Raw genomic sequence first — 19,292 nt, 5'->3', positions numbered from 1 at the left:
TCCTATGAATCACGCAAAACGATTTCAAAAATATGGCGTGGCCGTGCTGCTGGCATGGCTGACGATGAGCGGGCTTGCCCATGCCTGGTGGAACGACGAGTGGACGGCGCGGAAAAAGATCACCCTGGATACGACCGAAAAGGGGATCGCGATTGGCGATCCGGCAGGGACCGTTCCAGTACTGGTTCGGCTGCACGAGGGCAATTTCAAGTTTGACCAAGCCAAGGATGACGGGGCCGATCTTCGCTTCATCGCAGCCGACGACAAGACAGCGCTGACGTTTCACATTGAAAAATGGGACGCGCTGATGGGAGAGGCATTTGTGTGGGTAAAGGTGCCGGACGTGAAGCCGGGAGCGCAAATCACCTTTTGGATTTATTACGGAAATAACGGCCCCAAGGCAGTGCGGACCGAGGATGCCAAGGGCACCTTTGATGCCAACACGGCGCTCGTGCTGCACTTTGGCGAACACGGGACGCCTCCCGCGGATTCCTCGGCCTCGGGTGTGACGGCGGAGAAGGCGGGCGTGGCGGTGGACGGCTCGATGATCGGGACGGGCCTGAAATTAGACGGCAAGACGGCGATCAAGATTCCGACGGCTCCGGGGCTGTTCTGGAAAGACGGCGGCGAGGTGACATGGTCGGCCTGGGTGAAGAGCGCCACGGCGCAATCGAGCGGTGTGATTTATGTGCGGCGCGAAGGCGCGAAGGCGTTCATCGTAGGGATGGATAACCATAGCTATTATGTAGAAGTTTCGCAGCCCGGAAGCGGCACACATCGGAGCCCTGCGGGAGCGGAAATCGTGGCGGGAGCGTGGCATCACCTCGCGTTGACAGCGGGCAGCGGCAAGCTGGCGCTTTACCTCGATGGCGCTCCGTATTCGGAATTGGACGCGGCGCTGCCGGGGATGAATAGCGACGCGATGGTGGGAGGCGATGCCGAGGCGACCTCGTCGGACGCGACCGCTGCGGAAGCTGGATTCCAGGGCGAACTGGATGAGCTCAATATTTCAAAAATCGCACGGCCGGTATCTTTCCTGAAATTTGCGGCGGTGCAGCAGGGCGGTGGGGACAAGGCGGGCCTGACCTTCGGCGAAGACGAGCAAACCTCGAGCTGGTTTAGCGGCGGCTATTTCGGGGTCATCATTAAGAATCTATCGGTGGACGGCTGGGTGGTCATCGGCATCCTCTCGGTGATGTCGTGCATTAGCTGGTACGTGATGGTTACGAAAATGAAATACCTCAACACCATCAACGCGGGGAATGCGCTCTTCCTTCAACAATGGCGGCATATTGCGAAAGACCTTACGGTGCTGGATGATAGCGACGCTCACGCAGAGATGGTCCGCAACATGGAGACGCGGGTGGACAAACCGGCGCAGCGGGCGATGCGTCAGGCACCGCTTTATCGCATCTATCATTTGGGCGTGGACGAAATCCGGCACCGCATGGCCGAGGATCAATGCGTGGGTCAGCGAAAGGGCTTGGCGGGACGCTCCATCCAGGCGATTCGCGCCGCCCTGGATGGCGGCCTAGTCCGGGAGATTCAGAGCGTCAATAGTAAGATTGTGCTGTTGACAATATGCATCTCCGGCGGGCCGTTCCTGGGGCTGCTTGGAACGGTAGTGGGCGTCATGATTACGTTCGCCGCCGTGGCCGCCGCGGGCGAGGTTAATGTGAACGCCATCGCGCCCGGTATCGCCGCCGCGTTGCTGGCGACGGTGGCGGGGCTGGCAGTCGCGATCCCGGCGCTTTTTGGCTATAACTATATTTTGACGCGGGTTAAGGAATCCACAAGCGACATGCACGTCTTCATCGACGAATTCGTCACGCGCATGGCCGAGTTCTACAAGGAATAAGCGCCATGCAAGTCAACGACGACAAACCCTACGACGATATCAACATCACGCCGATGTTGGACTTGGCGTACGTGTTGCTGGTGATCTTCATTTTGATGTGCACGGCTTCCGTGCAGGGCGTGAAGGTCAACCTACCGAAGGCCAGCCAGGCCCCGGCCTTGAGCAAGCCGAAGACGCAGGCCGTCACCATCAATAACAACGGGAAAATTACCCTCGGGACGGTCCCGGTGACGTTGCAGGAACTGGAACAGAAGCTCCAGGCCGCCAAGGCCGCGACGCCGGATATTCCTGTCGTGGTTAAGGGGGATAGCCTTACGCAATACCAGGGCGTCATGGACGTACTGGATGTGCTCGGGCGGGTTGGGATTACACAAGTCGGCCTTGCGACCAAGACCCGGGAAAAATAGATCATGAATTTCGACGATCCATCGACGGAGGACGAGCAGACGTTTTTCGGCAAGCACCGCGTGACGGTGGTAGCCGCCGTCGTGGTATTTGCCGCCGTGATTGTCGTGATGGTCGGCAAAAAGCTTTCCGGAGGCGGAAGCGCCGCGCGCAAGGCCACCGAGATGGTCTCCGTGCGGCTGCCGCCCCCGCCTCCCACACCTCCGCCGCCCGCGGCAACGCCTCCGCCTCAGCAGGAGATGAAGCAGCAGGAGAAGATGATCGACCAAGCCCCGGTGGCCGAAAATGAGGACAAGCCCAAGGACGAAGCTCCGCCCGAGGCGCCAATCTCCACGGGGATTAAAGGTGATGGCAGTTCGGACGGCTTTGGAGTTGGCGGCAAAGGCAACGGAAGCCAGATCGGCGGAGGTTCCGGGGGCTCCGGCAGCAAATACGGGTGGTATGCGGCCCAGGTGCAAAATTCCATCGCCGAAGCCCTGCGTAAGAACTCCAAAACCCGCTCTGCTTTGCTTAAAATCAAAGTGCGCGTCTGGCCCGATACCACCGGGCGTATCACGCGCGTCAAAGCGCAGCCGACCAACGATCCCGCGCTCGACCAGGCGATTGCCGACGCGTTAACCGGCCTCCAACTCAAAGAGCCGCCGCCTGCCGGAATGCCTGCCCCGATCGTTATGCGAATTTCCGCCCAACGTTAGAAATACTGAATATGCCTAGTAAACAACCTCGAGCGATCAAGCTAAATCTGCGACGCCGGTTCCAGCGGCGGCTCGCCATGGTGATTGCTCCCTCATGGCTTCTCATGGCGGCGCTTCCGGCCGAAGCCGCCGATGTTCCGGCGCTCCCGGTTTTGGGAACGGAAGAACCGCTGGCGATCGCAGCGCCCCCGGTAGCCGAGCCCAGCCTCACGACGACTGCCGCGGCAACGGGCGGAGCGGCTCCGGCCCCGGTTCCGTCGCCTTCGCAAAACGTGACGGTGAACCTCATCAACCGCCTGGTGCAGCGCGGGGTACTGGCCAAGGAAGACGCGGCGGATTTGATCCAGCAGGCCGAGGCCGATGCTGCGATCGCGCGGGACGAAGCGGCCAAGGTGGCGCAAGCGGCGCAAGGCCAGGCGGCCGCGGCGAAGCCGGTCAACGACGATACCGTGCGCGTCACGTATATTCCGGAAGTCGTCAAAGATGAGATTCGCGACGACCTGCGCTCGGAGGTGATGAAGCAGGCGTACGAAGAAAAATGGGCCGCTCCGCGCACCTTCCCAAGCTGGGTGACTAATTTGCGACTCTTCGGCGATTTGCGCATCCGCTACCAAGGCGACACCTTTCCTCACGGCAATGACAACACCGGTGGCCTGCCGGATTTTAACAAGATTAACACCGGTAACCCGTTTGACACCTCAGGCAGCAACTTCCCGCCGCAGCTCAACGCCGACCAGGACCGTTGGCGGCTGCGCTTGCGGGCGCGTGCCGGTGCCGAGGCGGACTTGGGAGAAGGGTTCACGCTTGGTGGTCGCATCGGCACAGGCGAATCGAACTCGCCCGTCTCCGCCAACCAAACGCTGGGCGGGGTCAATTCGTTTACCTCCAACCAGGGCGGCGACTTCAGCAAATATTCCATCTGGCTCGACCGCGCATTTTTGAAATACGAGACCCCCAAGAGCCTGAGCGACTTCTATGGTTCCGCAACGGTGGGGCGCTTTGATAACCCGTTCTTCAGTACGTCGATGATTTGGGCGGACGACCTCGGGTTTGACGGCGGCGTTCTGAAAGCCAAATACACCGGATGGGAGCGGGTGACGCCATATTTGACCATGGGCGGGTTCCCGGTCTACAACACCGACTATAGCTTCGCCAGCAACCAGCCCGCTAAATTTCCAAGTCGCGACAAATGGCTGGAAGGTTTTCAGCTCGGAACGGATATCAAAATCACCAAAGACTGGAATGCAAAAGCGGCGGTCGCATACTATATGTACCAGAATGTATCGGGAAAACTCTCCGATCCGTTCACGCCGCTGAGCACGGCGGACATTGGGGACACCGACAACCTGCGGCCGACGTTTGCCCAAAAGGGCAACACCTACATGGCGCTGCGGGACATCAAGGCGACTTCGGCCAACAACTATGGCGACGAGTATCAGTACCAGTATTACGGACTCGCATCGAAATTCCGCGATGTGGCTCTGACGGGCCAGGTGGACTATGCGGGGTTTGATCCATTTCACATCGCGCTGACGGGCGAGGTGGTTAAAAATATTGCCTGGGATTGGCGCTCGATCGATTCCATCGCGGTCAACAACCGGAGCGGCGACAAGTCCTACAGATCGCTTGGCGACTACGACGGAGGTAATCTCGGCTGGCTTGTGAACCTAAACTTCGGCCATCCCGCGCTGGAAAAGCGGTGGGACTGGAACGTAAACGTTGGCTACCGGTATGTGGAAAGCGATGCGGTCATCGACGGATTTTGCGATTCGGATTTCGGCGGTGGCGGCACGAATTTGAAAGGATTTACGCTCGGCGGCGGCTTGGGGCTATCCAAGCGCGTTTGGGTCGCGTTGCGCTGGATGAGCGCCGACAGCATCGCCGGTCCCGCCTACAAGGAGGACGTCATTCAATTGGATATTAACGCGAAATTCTAGCCATGTTACGAAATCGACTATTCACCTGGGTTGCCTTGGGGACGCTCTTCTTGGGCGTTCAACTCCAGGCTGCAGATCAACCCAACACTGCTGAAGTAAAGCTGCGCGAAACGCTCCGCAACACGATGCTGCAGTTGCGCACGGCGCAGAATGACAATGCCTCCCTGCAAGCCGCCAAGACGGAGTTGGAGGCTAAGAACAAGGAGTTGGACTCGCACGTGAAGCAGCTCGCGCAGCGGGCAAACGAGGACCGCGATGCCGCCAAGAAAAATGCGGACGACCTCACGGCGAAATTGACCGCGGTCACGGCAAAGCTGGATCAGCTTCGGGGGGAATTCGACCGCAGCCAGGCCAACTTGCAGGCCGCGACGGTTCTAGCGCAAAGCAAGGAAGCGGAGCGGAAAAAGCTGGAGGGTGAAAAGATTGCGCTCGATCGGACCACGACCGAGCAAAAGACGAAGAACGCGGAGATGTACAAGCTCGCGATCGAAATTTTGCGCCGCTACGAAAGGATGGGTTTGGGTGAAGCCATGGGTGCCAGGGAACCGTTTGTAGGCACCACGCGGGTGAAGCTCGAGAGCTATGTGCAGGACTTCCAGGACAAATTGACCGACCAAAAAATTAAGCCATGAAAAATACAAGTATTCGCTCTGCCATTCTAGTGATCGCCGCCATCGGTGCTGTTCAAGGTATCGCCCTGGCCGACGACAACGCGGTCATCGCGCGCGTGGACGACATCGAGATTCACGCAGGCGACGTCCAGAGCATGATCGATAATCTTCCAGCCCGGGACAAGGAGACGCTACTGCGCGATCCGGCGACGCTTAACCAGAGCGTGCGAGTGCTCCTGGCTCAGCAGCTCGTGCTGAAAGAAGCCAAGGCCAAGCAGTGGGACAAACAGGCCTCCACGGTGGCCCTAATAGATAAAGCGCGCGACAACGTGGTTGTGGAAAGCTACCTGCAATCCGTATCCAAGCCGGATGACCAATATCCCTCTGAGACGGATCTCAAGGCGGCCTACGATGCGAACAAGACGGCGCTAGTCGTTCCGCGCCAGTACAAGTTAGCGCAGATCTATATCGCCACGACAAAGGGGGAAGCGGGCGATAAATCGAATCCGAAACTCGATGCGGTGAGGAAAAGCTTGAAGCAAGCGAATGCTGACTTCGGGGCTCTTGCGCTGACGCAAAGTGACGATAAAAATACCTATAAGAACAACGGAGAACTAGGCTGGCTCTCCGAGAATATTCTGCAACCGGAGATCCGGGCCAAGGTGGTGGATCTAGCCAAGAACGCCGTTAGTGAGCCGATTCGCATGAGCGACGGCTGGCATATAATGAAGGTCCTGGACGTCAAGGAATCCCGCCAAGCGTCGCTAGACGAAGTGCGTTCTCGCCTTGCAGAGCAACTCCGGCTGGAGCGTTCGCGTTCCACCCGCCAGGCGTATCTCTCGGATCTCATGAAAGGCCATCAGTTCTCCGTGAACGAACTTGCTCTTTCCGGACTCCTTTCCAAGCCTCAAAAGTAAGGATTCATGCGCGCGCCCGCCCGGTTGTTTGATAACCTTTTCCCATCCGCCGTATTAATGACGGCGGTTGGGATCGGCGTCACCTTTACGATGACGGCGGAGGCGCGCGATATTCTGAGGTCGACTGGCGGTTCTTCCTCCTCCTCTTCTTCTTCGTCGTCTTCCAGCAGCAACTCCGCCTCCAGTGCCGCCAACTCCACTTCGGCGACTACATCGGCCACGGCACAGCGGGCCAAGGATGCGCTTTCCAAGGCGACCAAGGCGCTCCAATCGTTGCGGACTTCCCAGGCAAGCGCACGAACCGCCGCGAATTCTGCTTCCAGTAGCGTTGCCAACGGACTAGTTACCGGCGGATTGGTGACGAATACAAGCTTGGGATGGACCGGAGCACATGCGCCAACGGAGACGACTGCATCGGACGGAAGCGTAACTGTCACGGTTGTCCAGACGGCACAAAATGCCATTCTCAACTGGAACAGCTTTAACGTTGGGAAAAAAACGACGCTCTACTTCAACCAAACCGCTGGCGGAACCGGCGTCGGCGATTGGATCGCGTTTAACAAAGTCAGCGATCCCTCGGGTGTTCCCTCGCAAATCCTTGGCTCCATCAAGGCCGAGGGGCAGGTTTACATTATTAACCACAATGGTGTTATTTTTGGCGCGGGAAGCCAGGTCAATACCCATGCGCTGGTGGCTTCGGCCGTGCCCATCAACGATAGTTTGATCAAAACTGGGCTCCTCGTAAATTCCGGCTACGAATTTCTGTTTAACTATAAGGACGACGCAGGCAATGCGACTAGTTGCGGTAACGTCGTGGTGGAGGAGGGGGCGGTGATCTCCTGCCCTACGACGTCCGATAACGTGGGCGGCAAGGTGATCCTTATCGGCGCTAATGTCACCAATTCGGGAGTAATCTCGACACCAGATGGACAAACGATTCTTGCAGCAGGGCTCCAAGTGGGGTTCGCCGCGCATAGTCAGCGCGATTCCACGCTTCGCGGGGTGGACGTCTATATTGGTGAAAGTAACGGAACGGCTGAAAACGCAGAAACCGGCCTGATTTACGCCCCCCGCGCTGGCGTAACCATGGCGGGCATGGCCGTCGATCAGATGGGGGTGATTTATTGCACTACCTCGGTTTCGCTCAACGGCCGCGTTGATCTTTTAGCTGACTATGACTGCATTTCACAGTCCGCGAGTTCTTCGACGGGCGTGGCTTTTCTTCCTCGGTCCACGGGTGTGGTTACGCTGGGCGAGGGTAGCGTAACGTCGATTGTTCCGGAGGTAGACAGTACAACGACCAAGCAGACGGCAAGTCTAGAGCTGACTTCGATCGTTAACATCCAAGGTCGCGTTATCTATCTGGGCAAAGATTCGCTGATATATGCCCCGGGGGCTTCCACTACCGGGTCCGCGGTCAATTTCATGGCAACGACGCTCAGCGCAGGCGTAACCTTGAGCGCTGGTGAATGGAATTTGTTGACTAGTTCGATGCCATACACCTCGACATTCGAGACCTCAGGCGGTCAGGTTTACCTCGATGCGGGAGCAACTATTTATGTGGCCGGTTTGACTGGCGTCAGTGCTTCGGTTTTGCAGAATATCCTTTCGATAAAGCTGACGACTTCGGAATTGGCGGACCACACGGTGCAGCGCAGTGGAGTATTGCTTGGCAAGACCGTCAACGTAGATGCAACCGACGGGACCTCGGTGGCGGATATTGATGGCTATGTTGATTTGATCGGGCGCACCGTGGCTGAACTGTCCATCAACGGCGGAACCATCGCCATCAGCGCTGGCGAGTCGGTTGTGTTGCAAAAAGGCTCCGTTCTGGATGTTTCCGGTGGGTGGATTTCCTATACGGGCGCGACAGTTAAGACTTCTCGCTTGATCAGCGGCGGCAATATCTATGATATTTCCGATGCGGCGGCGGATATTGTCTATGATGCGATTTATTCAGGATTTACCGAGACGCATTCCAAATGGGGAATTAGCAGTACCTATAGCAGCTCGCTGATCAGCGGCAGGCATTATGAGTCGGGCTATATCGAGGGAGGCAATGGCGGCGCTGTCACGATAACATCGCTGGGAATGGTGCTGGATGGGGAGATGTATGGCAACACCGTTACGGGAGAAAAACAGCGCAACAACGCGCCGACTTCCAGCAGTTTGACGTTATCCCTCCAAGCGCAAGTGGAGACCTCCAGCGGCAGCTATGTATGGGCGTCTCCCGCCTTGGCCGCCAAGTTGGGTGGCGGTGCGTCATCGATGGCGATCATGCCGGAGATTGTGATCGCCGATGCGTCGAGCCTGACAGCGGCGGATGCTTTTGCGCTTGATGCCTCGGGCGAAGCCGTGGCATTGCGAGAGGACCGGCGTGAGGCGGTGTTTCTCTCCTCGAATCTCATCAACGAGAACGGCTTTGGCAATGTGTCGATCAACAACAGTGACGGTAATGTTGTCATTCCTTCGAGCACAACGCTTACTGCGGCCGCAGGCGGTTCTCTGAATATCCAGGCGGCGAATATCACCATCGATGGAAAAGTTGCAATTGCCGGTGGGGCGATGAACTTTACGGTTTACGACTATTCGCCGACGCTCGCGGGTATCTCATCGCTTACTTCCACGCCCGGAGCCGATTCCACCCGCGGTAACTTTGTTCTCGGATCTTCTGCTGTATTAGATGCCTCGGGGTTGACGGTGGATGATCGCGTGGGCTCGGGGGGGGCGAGTACGCTTCCTTACACTATTGGCGGCGGTTCGGTTACGATTAAAGGGTTTAATGTGAACCTTGAGGATGGTGGCGAGATCAATGTCTCCGGCGGGGTATCCATCAGCGCAGCGTCCAAAACGAAGTATGGGGCTGGCGGTTCGATCACGATTCAAGCGGGGCGCGACCCGGGCTTGACGGCTCTCGTGGGGGGTGAGCTTCACCTAGGCGCGACGCTGCTGGGTTACGGCGGTGTCAAGAAAACGACGGTCAACGACAGAAGCACTACGGTCCTAGAGGGATCGACGGTTAGCGTTTGGGCGGCGAATAGCGGCGGCACGCTGAACATCCTTACCACGCTGATTCAAGTCGGGGGGAGCGATCCGAATGACGCGGATACGCTCTGGCTCAGTTCAGATTTCTTCAATTCAGGTGGGTTCAGCAATTTTACGCTGACAGGTCTGGGCCGAGCGGTGACGGATCCCGCCACGGGCGCGACGAAAGTCGATGAGAACGGGGAATATGTCTATACTCCAGCGGTAGCCATTGCCGCGGGAGCCACGATTGCTCCGAAGGTATCCAGTCATATGATTGTGCTGGGTTCCGATGGCGCTGCAACTTGGAAAACTGTTGAACTGGAGGACTCGCTTCGCGCGGCGGTATCCCTGACGTTCAAGGCGGCCGGTGTGAAGGATACTACCAAGGCGAATCCGCTGGTTGCTCGCGGAGAACTCGTCATGGAGGAAGGGGCCTCCATCGATGTCGGGTACCGGGGAAGCGTGAATTTAAGTGGGCAAACGGTAGACGTGGAAGGGAGTATCTATGCGCATGGCGGATCGATCGCGGTTTCCGGGGCGACGGATTCAACATCAATCTATAATAACACATCCGATGCCCTTGCCACGGTGGTGATTGGGTCTCATGCGGTGTTGGATGCCTCGGGCGCGGTGATGGTAGTGGATTACGGGCGTGGAGATTCGATCGGGGCCGTGCTTTCTGGTGGCTCGATTGCGGTGAGTGGAAATGTTGTGGCGTGCGAGGGTGCCGTGTTGAATGTTTCGGGAGCGCATGGAACGCTGGAGTTGCCAGGAAGCTATTCTGGAGTTTCACCTGATGGGGCTGTTGCGGCAAAGCGGGTTTACGACACGGTGGTTGAGAGCGATGGGGGGACGATCACGCTTAAGGGAGGGCAGATGCTTTATTGCGATGCGACGCTACTGGGTGCCGCTGGCGGGAGGTCCGCCGATGGTGGATCGCTAGTGATTTCATCGGGTTATTACGACACGGCGGCCTCTTCATCGACCCTTGCCAGCGCGCTCTATCCCACGCTGGTGATCACGCAGAGTGGTGCGGAAATCGCGCCCAGTTATTATACCTCGGGCATCACGGTGGGCATGGCGATCGCCAGCGGTGTCGCGGTGGAGGATCCCAATGGGGCGACGATGGACAGCCTCGGACATTTTACCGTGGATACTTATGCGGCCGGTGGGTTTGACTCACTGACGCTCAAAGGCTCGCTCCTTTTTGAGGGCGACGTGACGCTCACAGCCAACAGCAGCCTGACGTTGGCCAGCGGCGGCGTGCTCTACGCAACGGGGGCGGTCAAGCTCACCGCTCCCTATGTGGCCATTGGCGGTAATGTGCTGCACAAAACGGAAACGCAAACTGAGTATGCGAGCGACTATGCCGCGCGGAAAGATGCCAAGAATCTCTACTCGCCCACCTACGGAACAGGCGTCCTGACGGTAAGTGCCTCGCTTATCGACGTGGGCGACTTGACGCTCCGCGATATCGGACAGGCCAATTTCATTGCGGATAACGGCGATATCCGCGGTTCAGGAACGCTGGATGTCGCAGGTGATATTTATCTGCGCGCCGGCCAGATCTATCCTCCGTCTGAAACCAGCTTTACCGTTGTTGCGTACGACCACGGCGGGGTCAAAGGTAGCGTGACGATCGCGGGTTCTGGAACGCGCGCAGTGCCGCTATCGGCAGGTGGCTCAATTAATATTTACGCTTCTGTCATCAGTCAAGGCGGCGTTCTTCGCGCTCCGAATGGGACGATCAATCTTGGTTGGAATGGGGTGGAAAGTGCGCCCGTGGATGCGGTGACAGGACTTTCCGTTGATGCGATTTCGGGTGAAAGCTATGTAGCCTGCGATACGGTGACATTGCTGGCAGGCAGCGTTACGTCCGTTTCGGCGAATGGCCAGACGATTCCCTACGGCGTTGTTTCGAGCGATTCGCAATGGATCGATCCCAGCGGCACCAATATTACCCGCAGTGGTCCGACGGCCAAGAAGGTCAATGTTTCCGGAACGAATATCAACAGCGAATCGGGAGCGACGGTCGATCTAAGCGGTGGCGGCGATCTCTACGCCTATCAATTTGTCTCGGGAACGGGCGGTTCCAAGGATGTCCTGCTTTCAACCAGCAGTTATGCTATTATCCCATCATACAAGCTAGGCTATGCAGCGACAACGGCCTATAATACCTCAAATACCGATTACTATAGTACGGATTCCGGGTACGTCAGCGCATCGCTGAAAGTTGGCGAAACGGTATACCTGAGTGGATGTGGCAAGCTGCCGGCGGGGTATTATACGCTCATGCCCGCACGTTACGCGCTCTTGAGCGGTGCTTATCTAGTGACGCTATCGAACAATTCGCCGACGGTGACTTCGGTGAAGAACTCGGATGGTTCCTATATTGTTTCAGGTTATTACTCGAATAGTTACAGCAGCTCTTCCTCGGCTGGAAAAACTTACGTGAGTTTTGAGGTGGCTTCCTCAGAAGTGGTTCGCACTCGCGCTGCCTACACCGATTACTCGGCCAATACTTATTTTCCAGGGGTGGCTGCAGGCAATTCGACTACGACGCCCCGGCTCCCCAAGGACGCGGGCACGCTGGTGATTTCCGCGCTTAGCTCGCTGGGGTGGTCGGGTTCGATTACGGCAACCGTTCCCACTGGTGGGCGTGGTAGCCAAGTTGATATCAGCAGCTTGAGCGATATCCTGATTTCGGGAGAAAGCGTTTCCGTTTCGCCGGGAACCCTCTTGCTGACGACTAGCGTTCTTAATTCAATCAATGCCGACAGCCTCTTGATTGGCGGTACGCGGGACACTTATGGCGCTGTGACCGTGACCGCCGAGACGATGACCGTAGACAATAACGGATCGGCTCTTGCCGGAAAGGATATCATTCTTGCTGCCAGCGAAAGTATCACGCTTGCGGAGGGTGCGGAAATCGTGGCAAAAGGGACGTTGGCGGGCGGTGTTGATACGATTTCGGTGAGTGGTAACGGGGCGGTGGTCCGCGCGTCTGTGAGCGAATCAGCTAGCGTAAGCCGGAATAAGGTGACAAGCGCCAGCACGGGATCGGTGGTGATTGGCAAAGGAGCCCGTCTTACCGCGGTGGGACTTACGCTGGATTCGGCGGCTGGCATGTCGCTGGATTCCGGGGCGATCCTGGACGCTACTTCCATTGCTTTGCACAGTGGCCAGATCAGTCTTGAATTTGGCAATCAAGGCGCGTCGGATCTCAAAACGACCGGGGGCAAGGTGACCACTGGGCTGATCCTCTCGGGCAATGCCCTTAGTTCGCTAATGAATTCCGCCAAGGAGTTGTCACTGGTAAGTTATTCTTCCATTGACCTATACGGGGAAGGAGAAATCGGGAGTTCAAATTATAACTACTTGAGTTTGCAAGCCGCTGAAATTCGCGGATTCAATCAAGGGGCTGTTTCCTTTACCGCAAAGACGATTCTGCTCAACAACAGTTCTGCCGCATCGGCTCCGGCGGATGTTGATGGTCAGAGTTCGACGCTCGCGGGAGGTCTCACCTTTAATGCAAATGTGATTAAGCTTGGAGCCAACGAGCTGATTGTTAGTCAGTATGGGACGGTGACGCTGAACGCATCGGAAGCGATTGTGGCAACTGGAGGTGGTGAGTTCTATACACGGGGAAATTTGAACTTGGCAACACCCTTGGTGTCCGGTGCAAAAGGCAGTAATGAAACGATCAAATCGGATGCAGTTCTGTCGGTTACATCCAATGGCGGAACGGCGAATACAAGCTACGCTGGTTTGGGGGCGGCTTTGGTGCTCGAAGCGCAAGGCGTATCCGTGAACTCCGGGATTTACTTGCCGAGCGGCGATTTGACCCTGCATGCCATTAGCGGCAGCGTGGATGTGGGCGGAACTCTCGATGTCGGCGGGGTGGCAAAAGGTTTCTACGGCGCGACGGCCTATACCGATGGAGGCACGGTAACGCTTTCGGCCGATAAAGGTGATGTTGTGATTGGTTCGTCGGGTAGCGTTCGCGTGGCGGCCAAAACCGGTGGCGGCGATGCTGGCACATTGGCAGTGAGCGCGATTAACGGAACGTTTTCCGTTGCTGGCACGCTGGACGGCAGCGCGGGCTCCAATGGCGATTCCGGCTCGTTTACGCTCGACGTGGGGAGCCTCTCCAGTACGAGATGGCTTGATACAATCCTCAACGAGGCTTCGTTTGATTATTACCGTAACTACCGTATTCGCTCGGGTGACGTGACGGTGGATGGGTATGCGAAGGCTGGTACCTACCGGGTATCGGCGGACAAGGGCTCGATCAATGTGACCGGTACGGTAAATGCGAGCGGCCCGACGGGGGGCACGATTTACATGGCGGCTCACGGAAGCCTTGTGCTTAAGAGCGGGGCGCTCCTCACGGTGGAGGGGGCAGACTTTGATTCAGCTGGCAAAGGCGGCAATGTGACGCTGGAGGCGGGGAGTAGCTCGCTGGATAGCGGCGGTAAATATACCCATGACACCTCGGCATTGTTGGATATCCAGACGGGTTCTAAAATTGTCCTATCGGTGGACAGCGCTACCTCGGAGAGCGAGTCGCTAGGCAGCTTCCAAGGTATCCTGCATTTGCGCGCACCGCAGAACGACGCGGCGACCGATCTTCAAATGGCCCCCATCAATGGCGAGATCGTCGGGGCCTCGGTCATCATCGTCGAGGGTTACAAAGTCTATACCCCGACGGGCGGTTCCATCGACAGCGTCGAGGCGCAGATTCTCTCCAACGGCAACACGTTCGTGGGATTGGCTGGAAGTGCCTCGTCGACCTATGATGCAATGTTCGATCGCTTGTTGGCAAATAGTACATCCCTGCAATCGCTGGTGAGCATTCGGCCTGGCGCAGAGATCGTAAACACCAACAGCTCCTCCAGTTCCCTGCTGGCCAGCCTGAGTGGAAGCGGCAGCTCCATCACTGTACCGACGGAGACCAAGGTGACCTTCCCGAGCACCGCAGCTATTTCCGTTACCGTGAATGCTACCATCACTTATAGTGATGGGACGACAGCGATTCTAAAAGCCGGCGTTACAACTACGATTCCCGCCGGAGCCAGCATCACATTTTCTAACAGTGCGGGCAGTGGTGTCATCCAGTCCAAGAGCAGCAGTGCTGTTTCGGTTTACCTGCCGTCATCAAGTACGAACTACTTTACCACTACCTCTGGAACCAGCACGGTCACGCCGACTACTAGCGGCTATACCGTCGAAATGGGCAAGACGAGCAGCAAGATTTCGGTAGAAAAAGGTGCCACGGTTTCGTTCACGAATGGAACGCCGGGTAATGACAAGATTACGTCTAGCAGTGCGGGAACGATTACCTTGGCTAACGGGACGACGCAGACGCTGAAAGCAAACACGGCCACCGCGCTCCCCTCGGGATGCACGGTCGTCTTGAGCGCAGCGGGAACCATCACCTTCTCCTCGGGGACAGGTGGGGCGATTTGTGTGAGCCTCTCGGCCAATCATACCTATACCTTGGCTGGCACCGTTTATATATCGACCGCCGTAAGCGATTTGACGCTGGGCAACGTGGCATCCACTGGTACCAGCGACTGGAACCTTGCCTCATATCGCTTCGGCGTGAATAGAGCGCCGGGTATTCTGACGTTGCGCACCGCAGGGAATATTGTACTTTACAACAGCATCAGCGACGGGTTTGACACGGCCGCTTACACGTCTCTATTAATGGATGCCAATTCGCTGCTTCCTGCGAATGCCCAATCGTGGTCTTACCGGATCGTGGCCGGGGCGGATCTGACCGGGGTGGATGTTTCGGATGTTAAGGCCGTGGATGATCTCGATGTAAATAGCGGATCGGTATTGCTGGGTAAGTACGGCTTGGAAACGTCCTCCAGCGGCGCTTCGGCCCAGACAAGTACGGCGGTCAGCGGATATTATCAAGTTATTCGAACCGGCAGCGGTGACGTGGAGATTTACGCCGGGCGCAGCGTGAAGTTGCGTAACCAGTTTGCCACGGTATACACCGCGGGTACGCTTATATCGGATGCCAGTTCGATCTGGACCACGGGTGACTTCGATGTGCCGGCTCAGGATATGAACTCCGTATCCACGTTTGTGCTCGGAGCTACTCAGCAGAACACGGCTTACTTGGCGCAATATAGCATGGGGGGCGGCAATGTGACTATCGTGGCCGGAGAGGATATTAAGCATGAAACATTGACTACTGCCGGAATAATTACGATTGATTCTGAATACGAATTACCCGTCAACTGGCTCTACCGTCGCGGTTACGTTGATTCAAGCACCGGGATGTTTGGAGCGTCATATTACGGCGAAATCGCCTCGACAACCTGGTGGGTGGATTTCAGCAATTTCTTTGAGGGCGTGGGTGCTCTGGGTGGCGGCAATGTGAGGTTGATCGCTGGTAACGACATCGTCAACGTGGACGCGGTCATTCCCTCCAACGCCCGGATGCCCAAAGGTACGCCGGATGCCACCAAGCTTTTGGAGTTGGGTGGGGGCAATCTTGTGGTAAGGGCCGGCAACGATATCAGCGGGGGCGTCTATTACGTCGAAAGCGGAGACGGCACCCTGTACGCCGGGGATAGCATCCTGACGAACGCGGCCCGCTATCCTTCGTATAAAGTGCTTACCAGTTATGCGCCTGGCGTTGATAGCTCCAGTTCGGGATCATGGTTGCCGACCACGTTGTTCCTTGGCGAGGGAAGCTTCGATGTATCTGCCCGGGGTGACGTTCTTCTTGGCCCGGTGGTCAATGCATTCCTGATGCCGGAAGGTTACAATAATACCTATTGGTACAAATCGTATTTCTCAACATATTCCACTACAGATTCGGTCGCGGTCAGTTCGCTGACGGGGGACATCACGATTCGTGAAGGTTCTACGGCGATGGCAACTTCAACTACCTCCAGCGGAACGATCCTGCAGAACATCCTGCTGCTGTATCTGAAAAACGTGCTTCTTTATACCACGAGCAAAACCACCTCTTATTACCAGCCATGGCTGAGGCTTGATGAATCCAATCTCTCGGCGTTTGCCACGGCCTGTTCGTTGATGCCTGGCACGTTGGAAGTGACGGCGTTTTCAGGCAATATTAACGTGGTGGGGAATATTAACCTTTCGCCATCGCCGACTGGCACGCTCGCCTTGATTTGCGCCGGTTCAGTCAACGGCCTAAATGTCACTGGAAATACCATTGTCGGCAGTGCAACGGTCAGTTCATGGAGCGAGGCATCCATCAATCTTTCGGATGCCGATCCGGATTCCATTCCCGGCGTGGCGGCGCCCTACGCGTACCAGAATCTTTACGGTACTAGCGGCGATATGGAAGAATCGACCTCGGGTTTCCTTGGCAGTGTGCTGGATACCTACTTTAGCGAAACGGGTTCCACCGAAGGTTCCAATGGCACCCTGCAAAAGCGCCAGAGTTTGCATGACTCCAGCATTCTCCATAAGAACGACGACACGCCAGTTTATATTTATGCGGCATCGGGCGACATCACCGGCCTGACGCTATATACAGGGAAATTTGCGCAGATTATCGCAGGGAACGACATTACAGATATTTCATTCTATATCCAGAATGCGCGGGCGGGTGACGTGACGATCGTTTCCGCAGGTCGCGATCTGATCCCCTACGATGCCAGTTCGACCGGCCGCAGTTACGTTAACGCCAACAGTGCCTATAACAAGTTTGTCACCAGTGCCTCGTATCCGTTGCCGGGGGATATTCAGATCTCCGGGCAAGGTACTTTGGAGGTTCTGGCGGGCCGGGATATCGATCTCGGGGGCGTTTATACCAAGCCAAACACGGCGTCCGATATCGGCGTGGGCATCACCAGCATTGGCAATGCGCGTAATCCTTATCTGGCCTACGAGGGGGCCGATATCGTGGTCTCGGCGGGCTTGGATGGAAGTTCGATTAACTATAGCGGTTTCATTGAGCAATTCCTCAATCCCTCCACGGCAGGAAATGCATCCCTATATCTTTCGGCAATCGTTCCCTATATCGAACAACTGCTAACGAATACGGACCTGACCAGCGCCACGGACGAACAGATCTGGAGCGCGTATGAATCGCTGACGAAGCATCAGCAGGAAACAGTGGCTCTTCGCTTGTTCTACCTTGTCCTCCGGAACGCGGGCCGCGACCATAACGACTCGACCAGTCCGGATTTCGAGTACAAGTCAGCCTACGCAGCTATAGCGGCTCTCTTCCCGGGGAGCGCGTGGTCGGGCGACGTTTCGCTGACGCACCGCGAAATCAAAACGACCCACGGAGTCAGTGCAACAACGACGGATGGAAGCACAGTTTACGAAGGCGGCAACATCAGCATTCTTGTTCCTGGTGGGGCGGTTGAGGTGGGATATGAGGATACTACCGTGAATGCTACCAACCAGGGTATTATTACGGAACACGGTGGGCAGATATCGATTTTTGCGGACGATAGCGTGGAAGTGGGCACGTCGCGTATCTTCACTCTGCGCGGCGGCGACATCGTTATTTGGTCTACCACCGGCGACATTGCCGCGGGGTCTTCATCCCGGACGGTCAAGTCGGCCTCGCCTACTCGTGTATTGATCGATCCGCAGAGCGCCAATGTGGAAACGGATTTGTCTGGTTTGGGAACGGGTGGAGGCATTGGTGTGCTGGCAACGGTAAGCGGCGTGGAGGCGGGCTCGATCGATCTCGTCGCTCCCATTGGAACCGTGGATGCTGGAGAAGCGGGAATTCGTGCAACGGGCAATCTTTACGTGGCGGCGCTCCAGGTATTGAATGCCGATAATATCCAGGTGTCTGGTCAGAGCGTCGGCACGACGGTGGCTTCCACCGGGCCGAGCCTGAGTCTGCTGACGAGCGCGGCCAGTACATCTGCCGCCGTGGTGAATAGCTCCGATGCGTCGGTCGCACAATCCGGGAATACCTCCGCGGGAATGGCCACCGATGGGGCTCCGTCGGTAATTACCGTGGAGGTTATCGGCTACGGCGGAGGCGATGAGGATGATCAATAAGCCGACGGATAGCGTGAGTCCGGTGGGGCTTATGATCCGTATTGATTTGCGCTTTAGTCGCTACAAGGACGATGCCTTGGCTTTTTGACGTGCAGCTGCTTGCTGGTACGTTGTGTAGAATTGCGGGCCAAGCAAGGTCTGGATTCGCAGATCCGCCGCCTCAGATGCTTGCTTCCAACGTTCGAGGTAGACCGGGTTATTGGGCGCTTGGTTGGGGCCTCCTATCTCGCGAATGAAGCTTTTGCGAAGGCCTTCCAAAATTGCGTTTTCTCTATCGGTGAGCTGGATGGCCTCATGTGGCACGGGCTGAAAGACGAGAGGACAGGGCGCTAAATTCGAGGACTCGGAGGTTGCTGTAGCTGTCGGTTTGGCAGAAGCGGCGGTAGTAGTGGACGGCGACGGGGTGGCCGAAGGGATGGAGGCCGTGGCAATGATCTCCCCGGGGGAAGCGGAAGGGCTAAGCAACTGCTCCAGCAAGGCTAGCTTTTCTTTGCGAAGCAATTCTTGCGCCCAGCTGAAGGCTTCCGTGCCAACCTTAGCGGAGAGCGCCGTTTGTTTTGAAGCGTACAGATTTTCGAGATCGGCGCTGATGATATCGCGAATCGTTTGCTCAGGGCAGCCGATCTTACGGAGGTTGGCAATGTAGGTCGGGTAGTCTTCGGATTCCAAAGAACTCCACACAAAAGGTTGGGAGGAAGGGGCCGGGAGCGGCGGAGGGGATGGAAGGGGGGCGGTTACGACAGCCGAAGCGCGGGAGGGGGACGGCTTTGGCGCGGGAGCCAGGGCCTGGTAAGCGTAGTTCCCGGCAAGGATTCCGTTTAGCA

General features: G+C 56.9%; 9 protein-coding genes. 7 read left to right on the top strand and 2 right to left on the bottom strand.

Features of this window, described 5'->3' with window-relative positions:
* The first annotated feature begins 4 nt into the window (after nucleotides 1-4).
* From B2828_RS16800 to B2828_RS16775, 6 genes are read left to right on the top strand one after another with little or no spacing between them, the layout of a single operon-like run.
* The gene (locus tag B2828_RS16800) at nucleotides 5-1,858 is read left to right on the top strand and encodes a DUF2341 domain-containing protein (protein ID WP_479634930.1); all 1,854 of its coding nucleotides are present in this window, start codon (nucleotides 5-7) and stop codon (nucleotides 1,856-1,858) included.
* A gap of 5 nt (nucleotides 1,859-1,863) precedes the next feature.
* Nucleotides 1,864-2,265: an ExbD/TolR family protein gene (locus tag B2828_RS16795; protein WP_479634929.1), complete on the top strand. Its 402-nt coding sequence runs from the start codon at nucleotides 1,864-1,866 to the stop codon at nucleotides 2,263-2,265.
* Nucleotides 2,266-2,268: 3 nt separating this feature from the next.
* On the top strand, nucleotides 2,269-2,958 hold the full coding sequence (locus B2828_RS16790; RefSeq protein ID WP_479634928.1) for an energy transducer TonB: 690 nt from the start codon (nucleotides 2,269-2,271) through the stop codon (nucleotides 2,956-2,958).
* 11 nt (nucleotides 2,959-2,969) lie between these two features.
* Nucleotides 2,970-4,895, top strand: coding sequence for a putative porin (locus tag B2828_RS16785; RefSeq protein ID WP_479634927.1), 1,926 nt, complete (start codon nucleotides 2,970-2,972; stop codon nucleotides 4,893-4,895).
* Nucleotides 4,896-4,897: 2 nt separating this feature from the next.
* On the top strand, nucleotides 4,898-5,527 hold the full coding sequence (locus tag B2828_RS16780; RefSeq protein ID WP_479634926.1) for a phage major capsid protein: 630 nt from the start codon (nucleotides 4,898-4,900) through the stop codon (nucleotides 5,525-5,527).
* A complete protein-coding gene (locus B2828_RS16775; RefSeq protein WP_479634925.1) occupies nucleotides 5,524-6,423 on the top strand; it encodes a peptidylprolyl isomerase in 900 nt (299 codons plus the stop codon). The genes B2828_RS16780 and B2828_RS16775 overlap by 4 nt, the downstream gene beginning before the upstream one ends.
* Here B2828_RS16775 and B2828_RS16770 read toward each other — a convergent pair.
* Nucleotides 6,414-6,758: a hypothetical protein gene (locus tag B2828_RS16770; RefSeq protein WP_479634924.1), complete on the bottom strand. Its 345-nt coding sequence runs from the start codon at nucleotides 6,756-6,758 to the stop codon at nucleotides 6,414-6,416. The genes B2828_RS16775 and B2828_RS16770 overlap by 10 nt on opposite strands.
* 22 nt (nucleotides 6,759-6,780) lie before the next feature.
* Between B2828_RS16770 and B2828_RS16765 the strand changes: the two genes are divergently transcribed.
* A complete protein-coding gene (locus B2828_RS16765; RefSeq protein ID WP_479634923.1) occupies nucleotides 6,781-18,468 on the top strand; it encodes a filamentous haemagglutinin family protein in 11,688 nt (3,895 codons plus the stop codon).
* A 60-nt stretch (nucleotides 18,469-18,528) separates the two neighbouring features.
* Here B2828_RS16765 and B2828_RS16760 read toward each other — a convergent pair whose 3' ends face one another.
* Nucleotides 18,529-19,137 carry a hypothetical protein gene (locus tag B2828_RS16760; RefSeq protein WP_479634922.1) on the bottom strand — a complete coding sequence of 203 codons (609 nt, stop codon included), beginning with the start codon at nucleotides 19,135-19,137 and terminating at the stop codon, nucleotides 18,529-18,531.
* Between the last annotated feature and the right edge of the window lie 155 nt (nucleotides 19,138-19,292).

Source organism: Spartobacteria bacterium UBA695, from assembly GCA_002298145.1.
GTDB lineage: Bacteria > Verrucomicrobiota > Verrucomicrobiia > Chthoniobacterales > Chthoniobacteraceae > UBA695.
The sequence above is the reverse complement of the archived record's forward strand: the minus strand, read 5'-3'. Positions and strand labels throughout refer to the sequence as shown.